General features: G+C 38.8%; 20 protein-coding genes. 12 read left to right on the top strand and 8 right to left on the bottom strand.

Translation table 11 applies throughout. The features are described 5' to 3' along the window. Positions 1 to 3: 3 nt before the first annotated feature. The 10 genes from mraY (at position 4) to ftsZ (ending at position 10776) form a co-directional block, all read left to right on the top strand. On the top strand, positions 4 to 1179 hold the full coding sequence (gene mraY / locus ACY650_RS01745; protein ID WP_462251130.1) for a phospho-N-acetylmuramoyl-pentapeptide-transferase: 1176 nt from the start codon (positions 4 to 6) through the stop codon (positions 1177 to 1179). Continuing rightward, positions 1179 to 1547 (top strand): hypothetical protein, encoded by a 369-nt coding sequence (locus ACY650_RS01740; protein WP_462251128.1) that lies wholly within the window; start codon positions 1179 to 1181, stop codon positions 1545 to 1547. The genes mraY and ACY650_RS01740 overlap by 1 nt, the downstream gene beginning before the upstream one ends. Beyond that, positions 1547 to 2926, top strand: a complete 1380-nt coding sequence (gene murD / locus ACY650_RS01735; RefSeq protein ID WP_462251126.1) for a UDP-N-acetylmuramoyl-L-alanine--D-glutamate ligase — start codon at positions 1547 to 1549, stop codon at positions 2924 to 2926. Before ACY650_RS01740 ends, murD begins: the two co-directional genes overlap by 1 nt. After that, positions 2923 to 4074 (top strand): FtsW/RodA/SpoVE family cell cycle protein, encoded by a 1152-nt coding sequence (locus tag ACY650_RS01730; protein WP_462251124.1) that lies wholly within the window; start codon positions 2923 to 2925, stop codon positions 4072 to 4074. The genes murD and ACY650_RS01730 overlap by 4 nt, the downstream gene beginning before the upstream one ends. 26 nt (positions 4075 to 4100) lie before the next feature. Further along, positions 4101 to 5180, top strand: coding sequence for an undecaprenyldiphospho-muramoylpentapeptide beta-N-acetylglucosaminyltransferase (gene murG / locus ACY650_RS01725; RefSeq protein WP_462251122.1), 1080 nt, complete (start codon positions 4101 to 4103; stop codon positions 5178 to 5180). Further along, positions 5180 to 6610, top strand: coding sequence for a UDP-N-acetylmuramate--L-alanine ligase (murC, locus tag ACY650_RS01720; RefSeq protein WP_462251120.1), 1431 nt, complete (start codon positions 5180 to 5182; stop codon positions 6608 to 6610). Before murG ends, murC begins: the two co-directional genes overlap by 1 nt. After that, complete coding sequence (locus ACY650_RS01715) at positions 6579 to 7361, top strand: cell division protein FtsQ/DivIB (RefSeq protein ID WP_462251118.1); 783 nt, start codon at positions 6579 to 6581, stop codon at positions 7359 to 7361. The genes murC and ACY650_RS01715 overlap by 32 nt, the downstream gene beginning before the upstream one ends. A 107-nt stretch (positions 7362 to 7468) precedes the next feature. Next, on the top strand, positions 7469 to 8764 hold the full coding sequence (gene ftsA / locus ACY650_RS01710; RefSeq protein ID WP_462251116.1) for a cell division protein FtsA: 1296 nt from the start codon (positions 7469 to 7471) through the stop codon (positions 8762 to 8764). Between the two features lie 28 nt (positions 8765 to 8792). Continuing rightward, positions 8793 to 9143, top strand: coding sequence for a four helix bundle protein (locus ACY650_RS01705; RefSeq protein WP_462251114.1), 351 nt, complete (start codon positions 8793 to 8795; stop codon positions 9141 to 9143). Positions 9144 to 9213: 70 nt separating this feature from the next. Then, on the top strand, positions 9214 to 10776 hold the full coding sequence (gene ftsZ, locus ACY650_RS01700; RefSeq protein WP_462251112.1) for a cell division protein FtsZ: 1563 nt from the start codon (positions 9214 to 9216) through the stop codon (positions 10774 to 10776). A 149-nt stretch (positions 10777 to 10925) separates the two neighbouring features. Here the strand turns inward: ftsZ and ACY650_RS01695 are convergent, their stop codons facing one another. The 8 genes from ACY650_RS01695 to ACY650_RS01660 all read right to left on the bottom strand — a co-directional run bounded on the left by ACY650_RS01695 (position 10926) and on the right by ACY650_RS01660 (position 21215). Next, positions 10926 to 12038: a phosphatidylinositol-specific phospholipase C1-like protein gene (locus tag ACY650_RS01695; protein ID WP_462251110.1), complete on the bottom strand. Its 1113-nt coding sequence runs from the start codon at positions 12036 to 12038 to the stop codon at positions 10926 to 10928. Positions 12039 to 12075: 37 nt separating this feature from the next. Beyond that, a complete protein-coding gene (locus tag ACY650_RS01690; protein ID WP_462251108.1) occupies positions 12076 to 14433 on the bottom strand; it encodes a TonB-dependent receptor in 2358 nt (785 codons plus the stop codon). 214 nt (positions 14434 to 14647) lie between these two features. Continuing rightward, positions 14648 to 15958, bottom strand: a complete 1311-nt coding sequence (locus ACY650_RS01685; RefSeq protein ID WP_462251106.1) for a T9SS type A sorting domain-containing protein — start codon at positions 15956 to 15958, stop codon at positions 14648 to 14650. A gap of 129 nt (positions 15959 to 16087) precedes the next feature. Further along, positions 16088 to 16492: a hypothetical protein gene (locus ACY650_RS01680; RefSeq protein ID WP_462251104.1), complete on the bottom strand. Its 405-nt coding sequence runs from the start codon at positions 16490 to 16492 to the stop codon at positions 16088 to 16090. 51 nt (positions 16493 to 16543) lie between these two features. Then, positions 16544 to 17371 carry a DUF4328 domain-containing protein gene (locus ACY650_RS01675; RefSeq protein WP_462251102.1) on the bottom strand — a complete coding sequence of 276 codons (828 nt, stop codon included), beginning with the start codon at positions 17369 to 17371 and terminating at the stop codon, positions 16544 to 16546. Between the two features lie 106 nt (positions 17372 to 17477). After that, complete coding sequence (locus ACY650_RS01670; protein WP_462251100.1) at positions 17478 to 17822, bottom strand: hypothetical protein; 345 nt, start codon at positions 17820 to 17822, stop codon at positions 17478 to 17480. Between the two features lie 73 nt (positions 17823 to 17895). Next, complete coding sequence (locus ACY650_RS01665; protein ID WP_462251098.1) at positions 17896 to 18633, bottom strand: lysophospholipid acyltransferase family protein; 738 nt, start codon at positions 18631 to 18633, stop codon at positions 17896 to 17898. Between the two features lie 119 nt (positions 18634 to 18752). After that, entirely contained in the window at positions 18753 to 21215 is a 2463-nt protein-coding gene (locus ACY650_RS01660) for an ABC transporter permease (protein WP_462251096.1), read from the bottom strand. Between the two features lie 226 nt (positions 21216 to 21441). Here ACY650_RS01660 and ACY650_RS01655 point away from each other — a divergent pair, with 226 nt between their 5' ends. Continuing rightward, positions 21442 to 22608 carry a thioredoxin family protein gene (locus ACY650_RS01655; RefSeq protein WP_462251094.1) on the top strand — a complete coding sequence of 389 codons (1167 nt, stop codon included), beginning with the start codon at positions 21442 to 21444 and terminating at the stop codon, positions 22606 to 22608. Positions 22609 to 22680: 72 nt separating this feature from the next. After that, positions 22681 to 25059, top strand: coding sequence for an ABC transporter permease (locus ACY650_RS01650; protein ID WP_462251092.1), 2379 nt, complete (start codon positions 22681 to 22683; stop codon positions 25057 to 25059). Positions 25060 to 25100: the final 41 nt, after the last annotated feature.

Here is a 25100-nt window from a genome sequence, read left to right as displayed (position 1 = left end):
GGAATGCTGAACTATTTGTTTGAATATCTGAATCAAATCGACTTCCCTGGAGCGGGACTGTTTCAGTATATCTCATTCCGAGCAGGAATGGCAGCATTGCTATCGCTTTTGATTACGATCACATTCGGTAAGCGACTTATCGATATGCTACATAAGTATCAATTAGGTGAGTCTATTCGAGACCTGGGACTAGAAGGGCAGATGGAGAAGAAAGGCACACCCACAATGGGAGGTATCATCATCATTTCAGCTATAGTTATCCCAACAATCCTTCTTGCTGACCTGACCAATATCTATATCACGATGCTTATCATCACTGCTTTATGGATGGGAGCTATCGGGTTTTTGGATGATTATTTGAAGGTAAAGAAACAGAACAAAGAAGGGCTTAGAGGGAAGTTTAAGGTAATCGGCCAAATAGGACTTGGGCTAATTATAGGATTGATCATGGTGTTTCATGATGATATTGTAGTTAGAGATTTCTCTGGTGAAGCATTTAAGGATGAAAATTCATTGCTCACAACCATTCCTTTTGTTGCCAATAATGAATTTCAATATGACTGGTTGCTGCCTGAATTCCTGTCAGATTATGCTTGGGTACTTTATGTATTTGTTGTAATCTTCATCGTTACGGCTGTTTCGAATGGTGCCAATATTACAGATGGACTAGATGGGTTGGCTGCCGGTACGTGTGCAATCATTGGATTGACATTGGCAGTGTTAGCTTATCTATCCGGTAATGCAATTTTTGCTGACTACCTCAATATCATGTTTATTCCAAACTCGGGCGAGCTAGTAATTTTTTGTACTGCCTTTGTTGGAGCATGTATTGGATTTCTCTGGTACAACGCATACCCGGCGCAAGTATTTATGGGAGATACAGGAAGCCTCTCGCTCGGAGGTATTATAGCTGTACTTGCATTCGTAATAAGAAAAGAATTTTTAATCCCGGTACTCTGCGGAATTATCGTAGTGGAGAATCTATCGGTGATCATTCAAGTGGCCTACTTCAGGTACACAAAAAAGAAATTTGGTGAAGGCAGACGAATCTTTTTGATGTCGCCATTGCATCACCATTATCAAAAAAAGGGGATACATGAAGCCAAGATCGTCGGTCGATTTTGGATCGTGGGAATTCTCCTCGCCATTTTCACACTTGCAACTCTAAAAATCAGGTAATGACAGTAACAGAAATCCATGAATTAAACGAGAAATTCCAGAAGAGCGCAGTACAGCTTTCTGAACTAATACCTTCGGGTTCTTTGGTTCAGGCTACATCTATGCTGATCAGATGTGCTCGAAAAATTGATGACCAATTTTCAAAGCTTTTGGCGGCATCGTCAGAGACGAAATTTGGACAGATTATGAACGCACTGGAGGACGAAACTGATGAGGTTTTATTTATCCTGGATCAGTTAGAAATAGCTAATAAGAAACAACAAATCAGTCTAATCAATGACTTCCTAAAGAACGGTTATGATCTGATTGCTTTGTACTCAAAATGCTTTGACTACATCATCGAACAAAAAGTAAAAGAAGAGGAATAATGAAAGAACGCATAGTCATATTAGGCGGTGGTGAGAGCGGCGTTGGTGCAGCCATACTTGCTCAGCAGAAGGGCTATGATGTTTTTCTGTCTGATGGCGGAAGTCTTGCTGCAGAACGTAGGAGGACCTTAAAAAGTCACAAGATAGATTTTGAAGAAGGTGAGCACACAGAAGAGCTGATACTAAGCGCTTCGTTAGTTGTGAAAAGTCCGGGAATACCTGACTCGGCCCCTTTAATTCAAAAAATTGTTGCAAAAGGAATAGCGGTGATTTCTGAAATCGAATTTGCTTATCGGTTTATTGATAAAGCAAAGGTGATTGCAATCACTGGCACCAATGGTAAGACCACAACATCGCTTCTTACTTATCACTTATTAAAGACTGCTGGATACAAAGTAGCATTAGGTGGCAACATAGGTAGAAGCCTTGCCGCACTAGTTGCGGAAGGTGGCTTCCATTATTACGTAGTAGAAGTAAGCAGCTTCCAATTGGATGGGATTGTGAATTTTCGTCCGGATGTAGCAGTTCTACTCAACATTACGCCGGATCACTTGGATCGATATGAAAATAATTTCAATAAGTACGTCACATCGAAGTTTAAGATCATTGAGAATCTGACAAATGAGCAAGCATTTGTTTACTGTGCTGATTCAGAGCCTGTTACTGAAGAAGTGAGCAGAAGGAAGATTGAGGCGAGCATGTTTGCAATGAGTGCTTCTAACAATGAAAAGCTAAGCGCTTACCTAAAAGATGAGCACTTGATTTTCAATTACCAATTCATGCAAGATGAAAAGCACTATCATATTCCACTTTCGGAAATCTCATTAATTGGCAAGCACAATATGGTGAATAGTATGGCTGCGGTTTTAAGTGCACTTTGTGTAGAGGTACCAATTGAGAAAGTGCTTAAAGGATTAAAGAACTTTAAAAATGCTCCTCACAGACTTGAATTTGTGAAAGAAATTGATGGAGCAGCTTACATAAATGACTCTAAAGCAACCAACGTCGATTCCGTTTTTTATGCGCTGGATGGAGTTAAAGGTGATATCATTTGGATAGCTGGAGGAATTGATAAAGGCAATGATTATTCACAAATAGAAAAGCTGGTCAAGAAGAAGGTGAAAGCTTTGATTTGCATGGGTAAGGAGAATGAAGCCTTGGTAAACTATTTCAATGGTAAGATTGACAAAATAGCTGAAGTAGATAGTGCGAAAATGGCAGTTTCTCAGGCCCACAATTGGGCCAAAAAGGGCGATGTAGTACTTCTCTCACCTGCATGCGCAAGCTTCGACCTATTCAGTAATTATGAGGATAGAGGTGATAAGTTCAAGCGAGCGGTAAGTAAGCTTAATAAGGAATTAAAATCGAAAGAGGCATGAATCAAGTTAAAGATTGGGCATATCGCAACCTGAAAGGTGATCCAGTGATTTGGTTCATTGTATTAATCCTTTCACTATTTAGTATACTGGTTGTCTATAGCGCTACAGGAAGTTTGGCCTACAAGATGATGGGAGGTAATACAGAATATTACCTAATCAAGCACTCGATTCTAGTAGCAGTTAGTTTAGGTGCTATTTGGTTGGCCCACAAGATTGACTACCGCTATTACTCAAAGATTTCCAAACTGGTACTTTGGTTGTGTGTGCCGTTATTGTTGTTTACTTGGATTTTTGGTACCAATATCAATGAAGCATCCAGGTGGTTGACCATTCCGGTAATAAACCAAGCATTTCAACCTTCTGATTTGGCAAAACTTGCATTAATAGTTACCCTGGCAAGCATGTTGGCAAAGCGCCAAAATTCAATTGAGGACTTTCAAAAAGCCTTAGTACCCATGCTATTCTGGATTGGATTAATATGCGGTTTGATTGCATTGACCAATTTTTCATCAGCAATACTTCTGTTCTTGACATGTATGTTAGTCTTGTTCATAGGTAGAGTGCCCGTGAAGTATTTGGCGATGTTGGTAGTGATATGCATGTCTTTTGGCTCCGTGGCATTTATGGTCGGTCAAAGAGGAGGTACAGCAATATCAAGAGTTGAAGATTTCCTGAATGATGATACTCCTTATCAAGCAAAGCAAGCATACATAGCAATTGCATCGGGAGGTGTAATCGGAAAAGGACCAGGACAAAGTGACCAAAGAAATTTTTTACCTCATCCATATTCAGATTTTATCTATGCGATAATTCTTGAAGAATATGGAATCGTGGGTGGTATTACAATCCTGTTTTTATACCTCGCACTCCTTTATCGAGGAATGAAAGCAGCAGAAGATAACGATCGTGCATATGGAGGATTACTATCAGCAGGACTAAGTTTTGCTTTGGTAGTTCAGGCCTTAGTGAACATGGGTGTAGCGGTAGGATTGGGCCCCGTGACAGGATTGACACTTCCATTTATAAGCATGGGAGGAACCTCTCAATTGTTTGCTGGATTGGCACTAGGGATCATTCTTAGTGTGAGTCGTGGCGAGATTGACAGGTTTGGAGGGACCATTGGAAATCAATATAAAGAAGCAGCATAATCGAAGAGGAAAGAACATATCGCATTATGATAAGTGGTGGTGGTACTGGTGGTCACATCTACCCAGCTATTTCTATTGCTAACGCTTTGAAAGAGTCATTGCAGCATGTGGAGATTCTTTTTGTAGGTGCAAAAGGGAAAATGGAGATGGAAAAAGTGCCTGCTGCTGGATATGAAATCGAGGGTCTTTGGATTAGCGGTATACAACGTAAAATCACGGCAGGTAACTTGATGTTTCCTTTTAAGCTATGCTCAAGCATCATGCGTTCCTATGTTCTTTTAAGAAGGTTTAAGCCGGATGCGGTGGTAGGAGTTGGTGGATATGCGAGTGGGCCTTTATTATTAGCGGCAACGAGGAAAGGAATTCCAACCTTAATTCAAGAGCAAAACTCTTACGCCGGTCTGACCAATAAATGGTTGGCTAAGAAGGTGAACAAGATTTGTGTAGCTCATGCTGGAATGGAGAAATACTTCCCAGCTGATAAGTTGGTCGTAACTGGAAATCCTGTTCGACAGACGATAAAGCTAAATCCAAATAGAAAAGGCGAAGCGTTTAAGTTCTTTGAACTTGACAGAAGTAAGCCTGTATTATTAGTAATCGGAGGAAGCCTGGGGGCAAGAACACTCAATGAAAGTGTCATATCAGGATTAGAAAAAATTAAAAAAGCTGGTATTCAGCTGATATGGCAATGTGGCGGATTCTATCATGTAGAAATGGAAGAAAGATCTGAAGGTCAGCGAAATGGAGTGATATTAAAAGATTTCATCTTGCAAATGGATTTTGCATATGCATGTGCAGATGTCGTTATCTCTAGGGCAGGTGCGCTCTCAATTGCAGAATTAATGTTGACTGGCAAGCCTTCAATTTTAGTCCCTTCTCCAAATGTTGCTGAAGATCATCAGACGATTAATGCTAATGCGTTGGTAGAAAATGACGCAGCTGAGATGGTGAAAGATAAGGAAGCAATGGAAAAGCTGGTAGACGAGGCGATTGAATTGATAAACGATAAGAAGCGACAAGAGAAACTGGCTAAAAACATACACGCAATGGCGCATGAAAATGCCGCTATAGATATTGCAAACGAAGTAATTAAACTCATGGCCTAATGGAATTAAAAGAAGTAAATAGCGTCTATTTTATCGGTATTGGTGGTATCGGTATGAGTGCTTTAGCTCGTTGGTTTCATGCTAAAGAAACACCTGTAGCGGGCTATGATAAAACAGAATCTGATCTTACCAAGCAACTCGTTGAAGAGGGTATGCATGTTCACTATGACGATCAGCTCGACTTGATCCCTGATACCTTCTTGGATAAAGATGGAACTTTAGTAGTGTATACGCCTGCGGTTCCAACTGATCATATAGAATTGAACTACTTCAGAGATAGTGGATTTAATGTGAAGAAGAGATCCGAGGTGTTAGGCATGATCACAGATAATCACTTTACGATAGCTGTGGCTGGTACACACGGTAAAACGACTACTAGTTCAATGATTGCTCATTTATTGAGTGTATCACGGAAGGGTTGTTCTGCATTCGTTGGAGGGATCATGACCAATACTGGGACCAATTTGATGATTGGAAATGACAAAGCGCCAATTGTAGTAGAGGCGGATGAGTATGATCGCTCGTTCATGCAATTGAATCCTAACTACACAGTTATCACTTCATTGGACCCAGATCATCTAGATATTTACGGTGACGAGACGGCAATGCTTGATACCTATGAGGAATTCGTGAAGAAGACACCAAAAGATGGAAAAGTATTGATGTACTCTGAGGCCGGATTTAAAATCAATCCCGGCAACAAGTACACATCCTATGCAATCAGACAAGGAGATGCAGTTGCAGATGCTTTGAGAATTGTTAATGGAGCCTTCGTATTTACCTACAGGTATGGCATGGAGAAAATCTCTGATGTGTATGTTGAAGTGCCTGGTTATCATAATGTGTTAAATGCATTGGCGGCAATAACTGTAGCCATCGATATGGGCATGGATGGCAAAGAAATACGCAAGCGTATGAAAACATATGCTGGTGTAAAGAGAAGGTTTGAATATGTTTTCAGAAGCCCTCATGCAACGCTCATCGATGATTATGCACATCACCCAGAAGAAATAAATGCATTTTTAAAGTCGGTAAGGTCATTGGCAGGTAAGCGTAAAATCACTGCCATATTCCAGCCACATTTATATTCCAGAACAAGAGACTTCAAAGCAGCTTTTGCAGAGGCTTTGGATAAGGCGGACGAAGTAATACTTCTTGATATTTATCCAGCTAGAGAGCAACCGATTCCTGGAATTACTTCTAAATCCATTTTTGATTTGATGGATAATGAGAAAAAATACTTGGAGACCAAAGGGACATTATTTGATCGCTTGGATAAACTGAATCTTGATATTGTATTGACGATAGGTGCTGGTGATATTGACCGTGAGGTACCTAAAATCGAAAAATACATGAAAGATAAGTTTGAGCCAACAACAGCTGATGAAGCTAGCTCGAATGAAGAAACTAAATCAGAAGACGATGAGTAAGGAAGAGAAAAAGAACATATTGATCTACTCCTTTAGCGGATTACTTTTGATTTCATTGATAGCATTTGCTGGAGTAAAAAATAACAGCAGAAAAATTGATGATGTGCAGGTAGAGATAATGGGGCAGGATGGAATTTATTTCACAGATCAGCTGGAAGTTGTAGACCTGATGACAGATAAAAGCGCCGATTATGTCATTGGCGTAGAAATGGGAGATATTGATCCAAAGACTTTGGAAGAGCGGGTAGAGTCTAATCCATTTGTGAAGGATGCTCAAGTATATAGAGACCTAAAAGGGAATCTTCAAGTAAAAGTGAAGCAAAGCAAACCAGTAGCTCGTCTCTTTATTGATGGAAAGAATGATAGATATATTGATGAGGACGGGAGAGTACTTCCAATCAATGCAAAACATACCGCTCGTGTTCCTTTAGTAGAGACGGAGTTCGAATTTATGTGGAAAGAAAACATGAATGAAAGTAGGTATGGGACACAGGTTTTTGAGTTATTGATGTACATCGAAAAGGATGAATTCTGGAAGGCTCAGATCGCCCATATGGTTATAAAGAAAAATGGAGAAATAGAATTATATCCTCAAGTTACCAAGCAAGTGGTTGAGTTTGGTAGACCTGAGGACTTTGATAGTAAGTTTTCAAAGCTGATGACTTTCTATAAAGAGATATTGCCCAAAAAGGGGTGGAACACTTACGACAGAGTAAATCTGAAGTTTGAAAATCAAATTATTTGCGAATGAAAGGAGCTACAAGTCTTGAGTTTCTAGTTTCGAGCGTGGAAAAACCTAATCCGTGTCGAAATCTTATGACTAGCAACTTGCAACTCACAGCTTGAAACTAAAATATTATGGAAGACAAAATCATCGTTGGATTAGACATAGGCACGACAAAGATTTGTGCCATTGTTGGAAAGAAAAATGAGTACGGAAAACTCGAAATATTGGGTATGGGTAAGGCTGTGTCTGATGGTGTTATCCGTGGAATAGTAACAAATATTGATAAAACTGTTCGTGCGATCGAGAAAGCCATTGCTGAGGCTAGTGAGCAATCCGGTATCGATATCGGAGTGGTGAATGTAGGCATCGCTGGACAACATATTAAAAGTGCTGTTCATCATGGTGGTATCACTAGAGACGATACGGAAGGAGAGATAACTATCGAAGATTTAGCGCGACTGAATAGCGATATGCATCGCATCGTTACTCCTCCAGGAAGTGAAATTATTCACGTAATGCCGCAAGATTATATCGTGGATTACGAAGACGGGATTATGGACCCTGTAGGTATGACAGGGGTGAAACTAGAGGCTGACTTCCATATCATAACTGCACAAACCAACGCTATCAACAACATAAACAAGTGTGTGAAAAAAGCTGGGCTCCAGATTGAGAATCTCATTTTGGAACCACTCGCGTCCAGCTTATCTGTTCTTAGTGATGAAGAGAAGGAAGCAGGTGTTTGCTTGGTTGATATTGGAGGTGGTACTACGGATGTTGCTGTATTCTACGACAATATCATAAGACATACTGCAGTGATTCCTTTCGGTGGTAACATCATTACTTCTGACATCAAGCAAGGATGCATGGTAATGGAGCACCAGGCTGAATTGCTAAAAACAAAATTTGGCAAGGCAATCTCAGAAGAGGCAAGTCCCAATGAAATTGTTTCAATTCCAGGCTTAAGAAATAGACCTCCTAAGGAGATCTCAATCAAAAATTTAGCTCATATCATAGAAGCTAGAATGGAGGAGATCATAGAGCTTGTACATACAGAAATCATTAGCTCTGGCTACAATAAAAAACTGGCGGCTGGCATAGTCGTTACCGGAGGTGGTTCTCAGTTGACAAACCTTAGCCAGCTATTTGAATATATGACAGGATTAGATGCTCGCATTGGATATCCAAATGAGCATTTAGGTAGAAGCAAGGTAGATGCGGCAAAGAGCCCAATGTTTGCAACCACTGTAGGTCTGGTATTGTCCGGATTCAAAGCGTTGGATATTCGTCAGGCACGCTACTCAGAAGCTACTTCATCGAAAGGAGATGGTAAGAAAAAGATGAAGCAAGGCAACAAGTTTTTCTCTAACATTTTAGAGAAGACCAAAGGCCTTTTAATCGATGATTTTGATGATAAAATAAACTAGTTACTAGTTGTGAGATACTAGTTACGAGATGAAGGATTTTAAAAAGTTAATGATTTGGCAAAAAGGTATGGAGATCTGGAAAGAGACATATGTGTTAACAGGGATTTTACCAGAGAGTGAAAAGTTTGGGATTATATCTCAAATGAATCGCGCAGCTTCATCTATTCCTGCAAATGTGGCAGAAGGTGCCAGTAGGGATAGCCAAAAAGACTTTAAACGATTTCTTCAAATAGCACTAGGATCGAGTTTTGAACTTGAAACTTTTCTCTCAGGAATCAATATGCTTGGATTTGTAGAGGAAGTTAAGTCGATCAAATTACTGGATCTGATAAACGAGGAACAAAAAATGCTTATGGCATTTATGAAAAAACTTAAATAGTAGTTGTATAAAGTCGCAAGAGGCGAGAAAACTCGAAACTAGCAACTAGCAACTCGAAACTTTTATAACTATGGCAGAAAATATGTATCAATTCGACTTACCGTCACATCACAAGTCCATCATTAAGGTGGTAGGTGTTGGCGGTGGTGGCAGCAATGCTGTTAACCACATGTACAGCCTGGGGATCCGGGACGTAGAATTTGTGGTTTGTAACACCGACCATCAGGCACTGGAAAGCAGTGCAGTACCAAACAGACTACAAATCGGGACAAACCTGACAAGTGGACTGGGAGCAGGAGCTAATCCTGAAAGAGGCAAAAATGCCGCTGTAGAAAGCAAAGAAGAAATTCGTGACCTACTCTCGCAAGACACGAAAATGGTCTTCATTACTGCAGGAATGGGTGGAGGTACCGGTACCGGTGCGGCCCCTGTTATTGCACAGGTAGCAAGTGAACTAGATATCCTCACGGTGGGTATTGTGACTGCTCCTTTTGCTTTTGAAGGTAAGAAAAAAATGAAAGCAGCTGAGGAAGGTATCAAAGAGCTTAAGAAGTACTGCGATACTGTCCTAGTTATAATGAATGATAAGCTGCGTGAAATCTATGGCAACTTATCCATCAGCGATGCCTTTGCGGAAGCAGATAATGTATTAACAACTGCAGCAAAAGGAATTGCGGAAATTATCACTGTTCCTGGATATGTAAATGTGGATTTCGAAGATGTAAAAACAGTAATGAAGGGTGCCGGTCCAGCGGTGATGGGATCATCAAAAACTATAGGTGACAATAGAGCGCGAAGAGCTGCTGAAGAAGCGCTAAACTCTCCACTATTGAATCAGCAGGATATCTATGGTGCTGAGAAAATTCTCCTTTCTATCATTTCTGGTGAGGAAGCAGAGCTTCAGATGGATGAGCTTACAGATATAACAGACTACATCCAGGAATACGCTGGCGATGACGCAGAAGTAATCTTCGGTCACGGAGTGGATAGTACGCTTGGAGAGAATATTCGAGTAACCGTGATAGCTACTGGCTTTGGAAAAGTAGACGAGGATGGTGAATACATCTCTAAGGAGGAAGAAGCTACTCGTTTCGATCTGAATTCTCAAAGAGAGATTGAAAAAGAGCCGAAGCAAGACAATACTTCGAGCTTCATGTTTGAAATTGATGATGATGGTGACAAGGAAGGAGTTGAAGATTGGACATATGAACTGAGCTCTTTAAAAGATGAAATCAAACGTGAAATTGATGAAGAAGAGCAAGAGCAGCGAAAGCAAAGTCCTGCCGAGCAGCCTGCGTTTGAATTCGACTTCACTAACAGTTTTGAGCGTGAAGAGGAGCATACGCATGAAGATGAAGTAAACATTGAAGATGCATTTGCAACTACTCCAAACTCAAAGCAGATTCGATTAGCTCAAGAACGAGCTGAGCGAGAAGAAATGTTCACAAGTAAGAAATATGAAATGGAAACAGAGGAGTTCAAAGAACGACTAGATGTTCCTGCATATGAACGAAAGCAAGTGAAACTTCAAAATGTACCTCACTCTTCTGAGAGAAACATTTCAAAGTTCAACTTGAATGAGGAAAATCAAATCCTCGGAAGTAACAAATTCTTGCACGATAATGTCGATTGATTAAGTCATCGCGAATGGGTACGAAGCGATCTCTAGTAGACAGCATCACTTCGTTCGCAATGACGGTTATCGTCTAAAGACATGGTTAACGTAGGTGTTAGTCATATTCTGCCAAGAATGAGCCCCGGCCAAGGTCGGGGCTTGATTTTTTACTCACCCTGTAATCGCTCATAACTACCGTCGATGAATATCACCTGATATTCCGAGTTGAATAGCTTGGAGGGAAGGTAGTAGTCTGTAGAAATCACTTGTGCGCCGGAGGTAATTGCGGCTTCAAATCTAGAAAGGTCATTGGTGCGAGCTTCTATCGTTTCTGAATCGGCACGAGTACGAACCATGTAGCCTTGAGCAACTAGTTGCTGAATTTTTTCCTGATTAAAAATCGGGTTGTTGATGATGCGAAAAGCAGCTTCAGGAGTTCCTTCTATGGCGTTCACAAACATAGTTGCACCCTGGAGTCCTGGAAAGGAGGAAAGGTACATATCTGTTTTAGTTATATCTTCATCAAGTACAAACAGGATTTTTCCTTTTACTTCCTCAAGCGATGGCCAACCGTCTGTAAGAATTGCTCCCTCTAATGTTGAATGATCATTCTTCACAAAGTCAGGTGTAATGAGCTGATTTACATCAAAGACACTGGATATTTCATCATCAATCAGCTTCATTCCTCCTACATCAAAAGGAACCGGATTTGTTGTTAATGGAATTGTTGCGTCTTTGGCATTGATCAAAACGATGATGGGAGTATGAGTGGGGTTTCGATCCGACCATTGCTTTAATTCTTCCAAACCATCGGTAAATAGTAAATGATGGCTTCTAAAATCAACATCTTGAGTGTGAAACATTTTAAGTCCTAAATCTTCTAAAACGTTGTCTTCATCGTAAGGGAGTGGAGTTATTCCTGCATCTTGTACTACCTCTAGGCCTTCTGGATTTGTATAGTGACCACCCTCGGGATCATAGAACACATCAAATTCAAGATTTCGCAAACCTAGATCCAATTGATCGGATAGAGGGATATGTTCGTATTCAATGCTCTGAGCTAAAGTTTGGTCTAGTTGTGCAATAAAGTCTAAGATCGGTTGCTCAACAGCCATTTTGTAGCTGTTGTGACTCCCAATTACCTGGATATCATTAAGGCATTCACAACCATCATCTAATGCATTTCCTATTGGAGATGCTCCATCATCGCTGGCGCAAGAGGTTGTTAGTAAAACCAAGGAAAGTACAAGAAGCTTTTGAATATTTTTAGATGATAGCATTTCTAAATCTACTTAATCTAGAGTTGATGAATACGAATCACTCAACAACAATAGAAGATCGATTAACGAAAGAGCTTCCATCTTTCATTAACCCCTCAACTCTAATATCAAATTTGCCTAGTTGGTCAGAAGTGAAGAACTCGACATTTGCAGTGCCATTCTCGAATTTCAATTCTGGATTCCAATAAAGCGTAGAGCGGAAGTCTGGAACATTATGTGACTCTTCTGGGATAGCATATTGAGGACTGTAAAATTGCTTGGAAGCATGGTATCCTGGATGCGTAAATACGAGGAGCCCTTTTGATTCTTTAAATTGCGCAGGGGATGATTCTCCAGTTTTTGTGTAAACCACAATTACTCCACCTGCGCCATTTACACCATAAAATGCTGCATTTGGTCCTTTCAAAACATCGACAAAATCAACCTGCTGTATAGGTATGGTCAATATCGTTTGTAAATCTACTTGCATGCCATCTAGAATATATAGTGGAGGTATTCCCGAGAGAGATGCGAACCCTCTAATACTCGCAGACTGACTTGCTCCACTACCTGTGACAGTTACTCCAGCAGTACGACTCAACATGTCTAGAACTGTCGATGCTTGGAATCTGAATTCGTCAGCAATTATGCGATTACTAGGATCTCCATATTTCTGCGCTCTTTCATCTTGTTCGGTGATTCTCTGAGTTTTAACAACTACTTCATCTAGGTAGGAAACATCATCATCAAGGAAATATGCTTGAGCAATTTGCGACTGTTTTTGCACTTTCTTTTCAAACTGTGAATCGATAGCTCGAGACTTATATCCGTATCCGCTACTTAGCTTAGGATTGTTAAGTAGTTGAATACTAACATCATTTACTGCTTTATTTCTTTTACCACGAAATCCTGTTGCTTGCAGAATTAGTCTGGTACTATCAAAGAAAAGGTTGTTTTCAATGATAAACTCCCCATTCGGATTAGTCTTTCCTTGGGCGATACTAATGCCATTATTCGAAGAGGTCATTGAGATGCTTCCTTGACGAGTTTTCTCTTTATTGTAATAATCAACAACCTGACCTTTTATCGTCAAGCCCTTTTCGATACCGTATTTCTTGGCAGCGCCTGAGTTGTTTAAAACTTCTTTCCAGTTAAACCTCGTCCATCCTTGAGTCATCATGAGTAAGTCCATTCTTTTGTAAGCTTCGCTTGTGCCTTCAAAATAGATCCCCGGGTTTTCTATTCGACCTTTTAAATCGGAAGTAAGCATCAATTCCGTCACGATATTGGCATCTCCATCCGTGTAGTGATTTTCATTTGCAGGATTGATTACTAATGAAGCAGAATGAATCAAACTATCAGGCAATGCTATATTCAGACTTACTTGCGACCTCTTTTGATATCCATTTTCATCACTAGTGATTTTTAGCTCTGAATTGATTTGAGGTATAAGAGGATAGATCAAGCGTTCTGTAAGGGGAGTGTCTTTTGAATTGAAGTAGGTGAGATGGATAATCCCTGGTTTCAGATTTTTTCTACTAATGCGAGTAGCAAATGATTCTGAATTTGTATTGCCAACAGCAAAAAGGAATTGCCCACGTTGGTGAGCGACAAGGGTGCCTCCAGCTAAATCAACGTTTTTGGATAGCACCGTAATTATAATTTTATCATTTCCATGGCTGTGAATAACCTTAATGCTTGCTCCTTGACTTTTAACTTGTGGAAGAGAGAAGTTCTTGCCTCCTGTTTCAGCATAGTAGTCTGAATCAGATGATGGTGTTAAATAAATTTCTCCCATACCCAGTTCGTTAGTATTGAAGTCTGTATTTGTAGCACCATCTTTCGATTTAATAACACCTTCTAAGGACACTCCAAACCCAAATTTGTCATATGCTTTTATAGCTACTTTACTTCCAATTCCATCAATTAAATCTCCGCCTTCAGGTAAAAAGTCCAGGTAAATTGAGTCATTTGGAACATTTGCGTTAGACTCTTCACTGGAATTAAGAGGATTTAGAATTTTGAAGTTTTTTCTGAAAATGAATTCATCATCGAAGTTTCGCATCCAATTGGTGTAGGCTCGAACCTGATATTCCCCTGACTTCAATTTTTTTGAAAGTTTGAAGTTTCCATCGGAGGTTCCGTTCTCCGAAAAGAGCACCAGAGAGTCAATTACAGTACCTTGGCTATTGAGTAATTCTACATATAAAGTCTTACTAATAGTGCTTGGAATATGATCTACGGAATTGACTAAATAAGACTTAAACCAAAGGTTATCTCCTGATCCGTAATACTTTTTATCGAGATGTAAATAGACTTTTTCTGACTGATTCTCAATGATGTATTTATCAATTTGCTTTTGATAAGTAGGCTTTATTGATAACAATAGAATGGTGGTGAGTAGTATGTATTTCATAGGGTCTTAATGTGGCTAAAGCAGTCACAAACAGTATACCAGAATTAGTTTTAAAATTGAATATGCTAGCTCTCTAACGGAATTCTGGTCTCAATTGTTAGGAAGATTAGATTTAGTATTTAGTAATTTTACATGCGACTCACCCTATTAAAGATAAATTGAGAAGTGCTTCTTTAGGGATAAGCTATCTGATTAGATAAAATCTATTAATAGCTTATTGCCGCTTAACAAACTTCTGGGTATAAACTTGATCGTCTACCCTAAATTTAAGTAGGTACACACCCTCTTCTAAGGAAGTAACATCAATGCTATTTTTAGGATCTTTTATAGATTTAATAATCCTCCCATTAAGATCTAATATCTCAACATAGTTTAATCCACTGTCTTGAATTTTTAACTCGTTAGAAGTTGGGTTTGGGAATATTCTGAACGCGCTGGCTCTATCGACTGATAATGGAGATGGTGTTATAAATTCTGCTAAGAATCGAGTTTCACTGTTAAAGAGTATGTTGATAAACGAATAAATATCGCCTTCCGATGAAATTAGTAATGCACTGTTAGATTCGTAGTTTTCAATTTTAAAATCAAATAATAACTCAGAGGTTTGATCTTCTATATGGTAGCGAAAAATCCCAAAACGTTCGATCCCATATATGTATCCATTATGAGGTATAAGTCTATCAAACCCTTTCCTTGCTAAATCATTTTTATCAAGGTCATAAATCAGTTCGCTTTCAAAAGTTTCTGAGTCAATAGCATAAAGCTTGCCTGTAGATGAATTACCTGCCCCTTCAAATCCGGCATAGATGACATCATTGTGATGAAGAACAGTATATGGTGAAGTGCCTTTCAGATCTTCACCTTGCAAGATGGTTGTATGAGTTTGCGTTTCCAGATCATACATTCCAAAGCTTCCAGAAGTGTAAGAATCACCGAATGAATCTTGATAAGGAATACCACCTCCATTAATCCAAGCAATTATTACTTTATCATCAAATACGGTGATATCAACTGGTGTAGATCCATTATCACTATTTGGTACGCTGTAGATTTTTTGAAATTCAGTCCCATCAGGTTTGATGGTGAAAATGCTACCCTCATCTTCACTGGATGTCCAGGAAAACCCCCATAAAACTCCATCTTTCAACTGTTTGACAGAAACTATCTGACCTTCGCTGCTGCTGAAGTCTTTCAAAGTGGATAGGGAAGAAGATGATAGGTCATAACTATAGAGTCTGCCTTGCCAGGTGTTTATGCTTACAGTAAAGAAGATTTTATTATCAGATATCAAGATACTTTCGGGATGGGTTCCAGATATATCTGTTAAAGTTTGAACTTGAAGTTCTTCCGAAAAAATTTTCACTAACTCACTGGTAGAAGCAGTTACTTTAAATCCATAGAAAGCACCATCGTGCTCCACAAAGTCTTGAAAGTAATTATCTCCAGAGAAGGACTGTCTCAACGAAATTTGTGAGAAACTTTGCAGGGAAAGAAAAATCAATGTGGTGATGAGCAAGGTTCGCATGGTAAGATTGTAATATTGATTTTTCTAAGATATTAGGTGAATGCAAAATAATCGAGGTTAATACCGACAATTTTTTAAATAACCTATTCACTTACCTGTGATTGATTGGCATTGAATGTTAGTTTCTGTTTAATCAAAGCACTCAAACATTTCGTCAATCTCGAAGCATGCCTTGCAAGAACCATTAATTAGTGAATCTTTTGATGGGAACGCAATATCACAAACTGGTCCTCCCTGAAGATTGTATAAATCGGTTTGTGCGCGACTTAGCTCATCGAATAAACTTTCTAGTTCAAGGGTATCTATTCCTAACACTCCATAGACATAAATAGGACCACATCCATTTCCTCCAGGGATTAAAGTTGTTCGACAATCATCCGATGTTTCCCCAGTGGATTTTTCTATGACACCATTAATTTCACTCTGCAGTTTGTCAATTTTATCTTCAAGTAAAGAAGCTGTCAAACTATCGTCTGAACTACAGCTTATACTCGACCAGAGCATCGTAAGGAGAATGAAAGTATTGTGTTTCATAATTTGAAGACACTTTCAATAGACGCTTCGTTGTTACAATAAATACTTGTCCTACGAAGTTTTTTCAAGCAGTTGGGATTCGATATTGCTGATTTTCTTGATTGCAAGGATGGTAGCAATAATCGCAGGGATTTCAACAACATCTGAGAAAAGAAATGCTTGACTTTGTGAGATAATATCTTGAAGCGTTTCACCTCCATTCATGGTCATCCTGAAAACGATATTCCCGACAAAATTGCTAATTAGGTACAAGGCCCACCACAGTCCAAGAATAAATGTACTTGATGAAATTCTTGAATTTTGATCTATTGCAGCCAGCTTTTGAACCGATAGACTTAATATTTCTTTGGCTATTTGAAATGGTCTGTAAAGATTCACGAAAGGGATGAAGAAAGACCAAACAGCCATTTCTTCTCTATATGAAGGTTTGGTGTTCAATCGATGAAGGTTGCCATAAGCCCTTCTAAACCAATTAAGAAAAGTTACAATGGAAGCAATTAATAAAATCAGCTGAAATAACCCAATAGCTCCTTGTCTTAAGTCGTTCATTGAGGCTTCTTGATCAGATACGAAACCACCGTTACTGAATCGTTCAAGAAGCTCGAGTTCTAGGAACCCTGAAACAATAGCAAGCACATTGGTCACGCACATTGCCCAGAATACATTAATTACTATTGATGCCCTTTTAGCATTGTTTTTAAGCGGCTCACTGGTCTTTTTGATTTCTTTTTGAATCTCTTCAGCGTCTGCTAAAAAATTAGGACATTCATTTTCAAAGTCGGCAATCTCATTTGTGAGGCTGCATACAATTCCTTTATCCCTATCAAACTTTTTATTCTTACAGACCTTGCAAAATCTGAGGTGTTCTTCTCTTGTCATTTGTTACGCTAGTTTAGATCTGGTTTTGGTGAATGTCTAATCTTGGGCAGAATTGAGATCCCTAAGATATAGAAATATTGAATTTGGGAATTAGACAGACCAATACCTATTGAAAATACCATTGAGCAATCAAGGCACCTCCAATGAATAGGATAATCCCTAAATAAGCACAGTTTCTTGCGATTCTATACTCTTTTATTTTTTTCATCAGTTTCTCATTGTCCTTCATTTGAGGATACTTCCTTTCTGTTTTCAGAATTCGGAAACTCAAGTTCAAAGTGTTTAAGCTCTCAAAGTAGGTAACAGAATTCTCATCTGTTAAAATCTCGCCAAATTCTAGATATTCTCTTGTCCAGATTAAGAGTAGGTACTTTAGGTGTCGGTAATGAAAAATAACGACGATAAGAAAAAGTACCGGGACTCCAATTATGCTCGCCAACAAGATATTCATGAAATAAGATTAGTAGGATTTTTATGAGTGTATATGACGATTGACAGCATTAGAAGTAATCCTAAAGGCTGAACTATTTCTCAACTTCAGGATGATCTTCACCTATTGCAACACCCAGTTTCTTCACAATCTGATCAACAGTATCGTTATCGTAATCAATGTCAATAGGAGGGTTGAATGTAACAGACAGATCCGTGCCTTTTTGAATTCTTTTCAATCCTGTCTTGTCAAATGCCGTTCTAAAACCATCAACTCGAATTGGGATTACTGTCGGTCTGTGCTGCTTAATCAAGTGGGCAGTTCCTTTTCTCACTGGAGCTCCTTTGCGAGTAGTGCCTTGAGGAAATGTTACTACCCATCCATCTTTAATAGCTATCCCAATAGATTTAGTGTCATCAGGATTTACCTCTCTTTTTATCATCTCTTCACCCTTTCTCCAGGTACGATCTACGGTAACTGCGCCAGCCAGTGCTAGGATCTTAGCTCGAATGCCTTTTTCCATTGTCTCACGCGCTGCAACATAGTAGACATTCACCTTAGGGTTTCTTAAGTAACTCCAGTCATCAAGTGAATCTATTTGTCCATTAAGTGCTGCAAACATGGCTTGAAACATCGCGATAACATCCGTAAAGATTGTCTGATGGTTAGAAACGAAAAGTACATTTTCTCCAGGGATCTCTGTTAGTATTTTACTGCCAGAAACAGTCACCTTGTTTGGCTTGAGCAGATACCAAAGCACAAATCTTCCGACCGTTTGAAAGATTTTCTTTTTAAACCAAATGGACTGCCCAAACACATTTTTCTTAGCCATGACTCATCTATTACCATTCGAAAATAGGCAACCTTATTCAATTTGATGGTAAAAAGAAAAACCCCGCTATCAAAGCGGGGTCAGCCCTAGTAGAGTAGAGTTAGTGATTGGGCGTTTCTTTATTCTGTTCGAAGTGAATCGACAGGATTTGTCTTTACGGTGCTTACTACTTTGGACGAGATGCTCAATAGTGCGAGTCCAACTATGAATAGAATAGGTAGTACGATAAACCACCATCCAAGCTGAATGCTGAATGTGTAATTCTCTAGCCATCTGGTCATTATCCAATAAGAAGCAGGGATGCTAAGAATACACGCAATGCCAACCAAGGTCATGTAATCTCTGCTTAGCAGCGTCATTAAGTTGCGCATACTTGCACCAAGCACCTTGCGAATTCCAATTTCTTTTGTTCGCTGCTGGATTGTAAAGGAAGTAAGTCCAAATAGTCCAAGGCAGGCAATTAAGATAGCCAAAGTTGAAAAGCCTGTAAATATCTTCCCAAAGCGAATATCTTCTTTGTATTGCTCGTCAAATGCATGGTCGAGAAAGAAGTAATCCATTTGGTAGTCAGTAAAGATATTATTCCACTCAGCTCTTACAGATGCGACCATTTTATCCAATTGCTCACCTTTAGTGACGTTGGCATTTTCATCAATTCGTATCTTGATAAAGTAAAACTCAGTCCAAGAACTCAAGATATAAGCCAATGGCTGATAGTCATCATGTAGGGATGTGTGGTGGTGATTTTCAACCACACCTACTACTTTCAGTGGTACAGGTCCATAGAAACCTTCAAGCTCAGCTCCGAGAGCATCTTCGGGGTTGGGAAATCCAAGATTTTCAGCAAGCTTTTGGTTAATAACTGTTTCTCCTTTATACCAAGGACTGTCTCCTTCTCTCAGTTCACGACCAGCAATCTTGTCAATGCCGAAGAATTGTGGGAAATCTAGATCCATTGAAACTAGTCCGGAATAAGTTGAGTTTTCTGGGCTTTCATTTTTAAGTCTGAGGTTAGTACCCCAGCTTACAGCTTCTCCTGGTATTTCTCCAGCATTAGTGATTTGAGTAATGCCTGAATACTTTAACAGCTCAGTTTTTAATGTGCTAAATCGTTGCACGTCTTGTCTGTTTTCTGCTCCTACATCACCTGGGGGAGACTTAATAACAAGGATATTTTCAATGTCAATTCCAAGGTCTGCTTCTCTCATATAATTGATCTGATTGTATACAGTCAAGGTACCTGAGATTAAAATGAACGTGATCATAAATTGTACAAGCACTAAAGCCTTTCTCAACTTAACACCACCTACTTTTCCTCTTTGACCAACAAGAATATTTACAATGTTTATAGACTTAAGTATTGCGTATGGATACAATCCGATTAGGATGGTTCCTGCAGCAATTAAGACTATTAACAATCCAAGGATCTGCATATCAAGGAGTGCATCTATAGGAAGTCCTGTTACGTTGATTAAGTACTTTTCTGCAAACTGAGTTAGTAGTATTGCCAACCCAAACGCAATAAGATTCATTACGAGGGCTTCAAGAATGAATAACTGAGTGATCTGCTTCATAGAGGAGCCCATGCACTTTCTTACACCCATTTCTTTTAAGCGTTCCATGGTTCTGACCAGCGATAAATTCATGTAATTAATCCATGCAATAACGAGGATAACTACAGCTATCAGACTCAATACCCATATAGTCTGACTTTTAACACTTCCATCGAATCCAAAGCTGGCGCCAGATTCTAAATGAATATTACTTAATGGTTGTAGGTAATAGTCGATAGTGAAACCAGCCGCAGCATAAGCTTCTTTAGAGTTCTCTTCATGCAATTCATTTATTTGATCAAGTATTTCTCCTGACTTAGCAGGATCTTCTGCCATCAAATAAGTGATCATATTATTTGATGTCCAGCTATTTTTAGATCCAGTGTAGTGCTCTATTGATGGATAGGAAAGCAATAATTCAAATTGAATGTGCGAGTTTGAAGGGAGGTCTTCTAAAATTCCAACCAATTCATACTGATGAGCTCCGTTATTTCCGCTAAGTGTAAAAGTGCTTCCAATAGCTTTTTCAGGATCATCAAAGTACTTCTTAGAAGCCTTTAATGTCAATACTGCAGTCTGTGGCTCATCGAGACGTGACGAATTTCCTGCAATAAAGTTGAAATCAAACATTTCAAACAACCCTTTGTCAGTGACATACACCCCAGGTTGCTCGAAATTGACTTTATTCCCATTATCGTTATAGATAATCGAATTGTTAGCGTAGTTGTAGTCAAAGAATCTTACTGTCTCTGATACTAGCGTAGACTGCTCTTTCAATGTTTTACCCATCATGGAAGGGGCATTTATCGATTGGCCTAATGATTCACCATTTTTATAGGCTTCCGATTCAATTCGGAAGATTCGATCTGCGTTTCCATGAAAAGAATCGAATGAATTATGAAAATTGACATATTGAAAAATTACCAGGCAGGCAGCCATACCAAGTGATAGTCCAAAGATGTTTATGAAAGAGAAGACTTTGTTATTCTTTATCTGGCGAAGAATAGTGGTCAAATAATTTTTTAACATGTCATTTTTGGTTTTGGTTGTGAAATAGAAATTCAATCGGTGTGCCAATATTTGTAAGTGCCAATAAATCAGTTGATTACATAAAATCAAACAATGTCCGATTGTGCGATTATGAACGGGTTTAAAAAAGATTCGAACAGAAATACAATAATATCGATCCAATTTTCGCTTCATGATTTATGATAATGACCTTTTTGAATTGCATTAAATGAGTGAAATTGGTGCCATGAAGAAATTACTACTAATAGCGTGTTTTTTTCCATTTGTGCTGCACAGTCAAATCAAGTTTGAGCAGGGTTCTTGGGATGAAGCGATTTCGAAATCAAGGATGTCAGGAAAATTAATTTTACTGAGCGCTTATGCAGAATGGTGCGAGCCATGTAAGGAAATGGAGGAGTATACTTTCACTGATTTAGAAGTGGCTAATTATTACAACAGTAATTTCATCAATGTAATTATGGATATGGAAGAATATCCTGGCGTCGAACTTTCGGAGGAATATTCGATAGCTGTTTTTCCATCGTTTTTATTCATAAATGGAAATGGAGATGTTATTCATCGTGGATGTGGTGCAATGGATGCCACTCAATTTTTGCATTTGGGAGAAGATGCACTAACCGACAGTCTAACCTTAAGTTCATTTGAAAAAAAGTATGATGAAGGAGATCGTACAGCATCTTTCATGCTTAATTATCTGGGGCTAATAGAAGATGCATGTTTAGATGCAGAAAGATTTGCCACCAATTATTTGAAAGATGTAGAGTTGAATAATCTAACCAATGAAACGGCATGGGAGGTATTCGCTGCCTTTCAATGGGATTTATACAGCAGAGAATTTCAGTACCTACTTGAAAATAGAAGCACTTTTGAAGATGCTGTTGGTCAAAAGCTAGTGAACGCAAAATTGTATGATACCTATCTTTCACAATACCAGGAGGTCTTTGAGTCTGAAGAATTGCATGACTTTGGAATGCGGGCATTACTTCATTCAATAAAAAATGTGTCCTTCACCGGATCTGATACACTCAAATTGATGATGAACCTACATTATTCAGAGTATGTAGAGAATTGGGATGATTACGCAGACTATGCCATTCAACTAGTTGGTATGAATAATCTTGAAGACCCTGAGCAGCTAAATGAATTGGCTTGGAAGTTTTACCTGTTTGTGAATAATAAGAATCAACTTTCTATAGCAGCATCGTGGGCACAGCAAGCAGTTGATAAGCAACCTGAGCCTTCAATGATTGACACCTATGCTTCATTGCAATTCAAGCTGGGAAATAAGAAAGAAGCTATCGAGCTTGAAAAGCAAGCTTTGGAACTTGCTAAGGAATTGTATGATGATACATCACATTATGAATATCAGCTTAAGAAATTTCAAGGCAAGTAAATCTCCTTTTGCTTAAATGCAACATTCGACTTTGAGTTAGGTCTCTAATGCATTGAACTAACCCAAAGCGTCATGATCAAAAATACTTTTCTCACTTCTTTTAGGGCTTTATGGAATAATAAAAGCACCTTTTTACTGAATATTTTAGGTCTTTCAATTGGTATTTGTGCCTGCATATTAGCGTATTTACATGTCGATTACGAGTTAAGCTATGATACTCACTATAGTAAAAAATCTCAGCTCTATCGATTGGTTGTAGGCAACATGGAAGCAGGAGAGGGATGGGTAAAAGTATCTGCGCCAATTCCGCCAAAACTTAAGAAGGATATTCCTGAAATTCGAGAGTTTGCTAGGCTTACTGAATATTCATACGACAAGAAGGTTTCAGTGAAATATGAAGAACTGATATTCAACGAAAGATCAGTTTTTATGGCTGACCCAGCAATATTTGATCTTTTGGATATTTCATTAATACACGGAGCTGTAGCGCGTGAAATGCCAAAGCAATCGATTTTCATCTCAGAAACTGTATCGAAAAAATTATTTACCGGTGAAAGCCCTTTGGGCAAGATTTTAACGGTAAATAGTAACAGAGATTACGCCATCAAGGGAGTATTTAAGTCTATGCCTGAAAATGGTCACCTTAAGATGGACTACATAGTTCCGTTCGAAAATTTAGAAGATGTTTTGCCATATACCAGTCTTACAGCAAACTGGGGGCAGTTCAATTACTTTGCTTACGTGTTGCTTGATGAATCAGCCAATCTTCTTGAGGTTGTGAATAAAATTAAATCTGGGGTGGTTGAATTTGGAAATGATAGGGAGATGAGATTTGAAGAACTGACGCTACAGCCAATACAGGATGTTCATTTTCAAGCGAGTGATGGCAACGTTAATGCATCATATGATCCACGGTATTTGTACATCTATGCTTCAATAGCTCTTGCAATTTTCGCTATATCGGTAATTAATTTTCTGAATCTCTCTATCGCCAGCTCTACCAAGCGTATAAAAGAAGTAGGAATTAGAAAAGTGATGGGGGCAAGTAAAATTCAAATTGTAAATCAATTTGTGACTGAAGGCTTGATCCTCTCTACTGTATCAATCATCATAGGTTTGATTCTATCAGAAAGTGCATTACCATTCATCAATAATCTAGTAGGTTCCAAAAGCACTCTTGATTTGAGCGATCCTTTACTGATTTCAATGCTAGTAGGTTTAGTGCTTTTTATTGCTATCATTTCTGGTGTCTATATCACCTTTTTTGTTATCTCATTTCATCCTATAACTGCTTTGAAAGGGCTGATTAAAATAGGTTCAAAGAAGAATGGGTTTAAGAATGGATTACTCATTACACAATTTGTTATGTCCAGTGTTCTGATTCTCTCATCTGTTTTAATATATCAGCAGTTAAATTATTTGCAAACGACAGAACTTGGTTTAGACGAGGAACAAGTGCTAACCATTGAGCTTTTTGATGAAAACTCTAGATCTAAAATGAAAGCATTGGCAAGTGAGATGGAGCAGATCCCAGGAGTAATTAGCACGGGCTCATCCAGATTCACTCCGGGAAGTCCAAATTGGAATAATTCGATTACATGGGCTGGACAAAAAGAAAATGTACATTGGCATGTCATAGAAGTAGGGCCTGGTTTTTTAGAAACATACGGAATTTCGCTAACTGCTGGAAACATCGATGCCATTAATTCTCAAGTAGAAAATACTCCGTATGTTTATTTGGTAAATGAAGCTGCCGTTGAAGCAGCGCAATGGGCAGATCCATTGGGACAGTCAATAGCTGTTGTCGGTTCTAACTCTATTGCACCCATTCAGGGAGTGGTGAAGGATTTTCACTATCAGTCATTACATAGTTTCATTGAGCCGGTTGTTCTCAGAGTGCTTGATGATAAAAGGCATAATATGTTATCATTGAAATTGTCCAGCAATGATTACACTCAGCTTTTAAATCAAATTAGAGTTTCCCATGCGAATGTTTTAGGAAGTGTTCCATTCGAATATGCTTTCGCTGATGATCAATTTGAGGAACTGTATAAGGTTGAAGAACAAACGACACAATTGGTTGGACTTCTCACTGGCATAGCAGTGATTTTAGCAATACTTGGGATGTACGCGCTTTTGAGTTTCGCATTAAGAGAACGTACGAAAGAAATTGCAATCCGTAAGGTGCTTGGTATAAAACTCTATGGTACCTTATTCTTACTGAGTAGAAAGTATTTTAAGCTGCTAATCATCTCTAATACCTTGGGATTAGCATTGACATGGTACCTCATTGACAAATGGCTGGCTAACTTCAGTTATCACATCTCTCTCAGTATTTTTAGTATGATACTAATATCTATGGCTACTTTTCTAATTGTGATATTGGTGGTTTGTTCCAAGGCCTTTCAAACGGAGCGAATCAATCCAACAGATGCGTTAAGAAATGAATAAGTCTGCAATACAAGCGAAAAATAAAAAAGCCTGCTGTTTGG

The organism is Ekhidna sp. (genome assembly GCF_963691765.1).
GTDB lineage: Bacteria > Bacteroidota > Bacteroidia > Cytophagales > Cyclobacteriaceae > Ekhidna.
The sequence above is the reverse complement of the archived record's forward strand: the minus strand, read 5'-3'. Positions and strand labels throughout refer to the sequence as shown.

Excerpts from the sequence above, each read along its gene's own strand:
- murD (WP_462251126.1), top strand. The coding sequence starts at position 1,547 with ATGAAAGAACGCATAGTCATATTAGGCGGTGGTGAGAGCGGCGTTGGT.
- ACY650_RS01670 (WP_462251100.1), bottom strand. The coding sequence starts at position 17,822 with ATGAATATCTTGTTGGCGAGCATAATTGGAGTCCCGGTACTTTTTCTT.
- ACY650_RS01730 (WP_462251124.1), top strand. The coding sequence starts at position 2,923 with ATGAATCAAGTTAAAGATTGGGCATATCGCAACCTGAAAGGTGATCCA.
- mraY (WP_462251130.1), top strand. The coding sequence starts at position 4 with ATGCTGAACTATTTGTTTGAATATCTGAATCAAATCGACTTCCCTGGA.
- ACY650_RS01740 (WP_462251128.1), top strand. The coding sequence starts at position 1,179 with ATGACAGTAACAGAAATCCATGAATTAAACGAGAAATTCCAGAAGAGC.
- ACY650_RS01660 (WP_462251096.1), bottom strand. The coding sequence starts at position 21,215 with ATGTTAAAAAATTATTTGACCACTATTCTTCGCCAGATAAAGAATAAC.
- ACY650_RS01655 (WP_462251094.1), top strand. The coding sequence starts at position 21,442 with ATGAAGAAATTACTACTAATAGCGTGTTTTTTTCCATTTGTGCTGCAC.
- ACY650_RS01680 (WP_462251104.1), bottom strand. The coding sequence starts at position 16,492 with ATGAAACACAATACTTTCATTCTCCTTACGATGCTCTGGTCGAGTATA.
- ACY650_RS01685 (WP_462251106.1), bottom strand. The coding sequence starts at position 15,958 with ATGCGAACCTTGCTCATCACCACATTGATTTTTCTTTCCCTGCAAAGT.
- ACY650_RS01665 (WP_462251098.1), bottom strand. The coding sequence starts at position 18,633 with ATGGCTAAGAAAAATGTGTTTGGGCAGTCCATTTGGTTTAAAAAGAAA.
- ACY650_RS01690 (WP_462251108.1), bottom strand. The coding sequence starts at position 14,433 with ATGAAATACATACTACTCACCACCATTCTATTGTTATCAATAAAGCCT.
- ACY650_RS01650 (WP_462251092.1), top strand. The coding sequence starts at position 22,681 with ATGATCAAAAATACTTTTCTCACTTCTTTTAGGGCTTTATGGAATAAT.
- ACY650_RS01715 (WP_462251118.1), top strand. The coding sequence starts at position 6,579 with ATGAAGAAACTAAATCAGAAGACGATGAGTAAGGAAGAGAAAAAGAAC.
- murC (WP_462251120.1), top strand. The coding sequence starts at position 5,180 with ATGGAATTAAAAGAAGTAAATAGCGTCTATTTTATCGGTATTGGTGGT.
- ftsZ (WP_462251112.1), top strand. The coding sequence starts at position 9,214 with ATGGCAGAAAATATGTATCAATTCGACTTACCGTCACATCACAAGTCC.
- ACY650_RS01675 (WP_462251102.1), bottom strand. The coding sequence starts at position 17,371 with ATGACAAGAGAAGAACACCTCAGATTTTGCAAGGTCTGTAAGAATAAA.
- murG (WP_462251122.1), top strand. The coding sequence starts at position 4,101 with ATGATAAGTGGTGGTGGTACTGGTGGTCACATCTACCCAGCTATTTCT.
- ACY650_RS01705 (WP_462251114.1), top strand. The coding sequence starts at position 8,793 with ATGAAGGATTTTAAAAAGTTAATGATTTGGCAAAAAGGTATGGAGATC.
- ACY650_RS01695 (WP_462251110.1), bottom strand. The coding sequence starts at position 12,038 with ATGCTATCATCTAAAAATATTCAAAAGCTTCTTGTACTTTCCTTGGTT.
- ftsA (WP_462251116.1), top strand. The coding sequence starts at position 7,469 with ATGGAAGACAAAATCATCGTTGGATTAGACATAGGCACGACAAAGATT.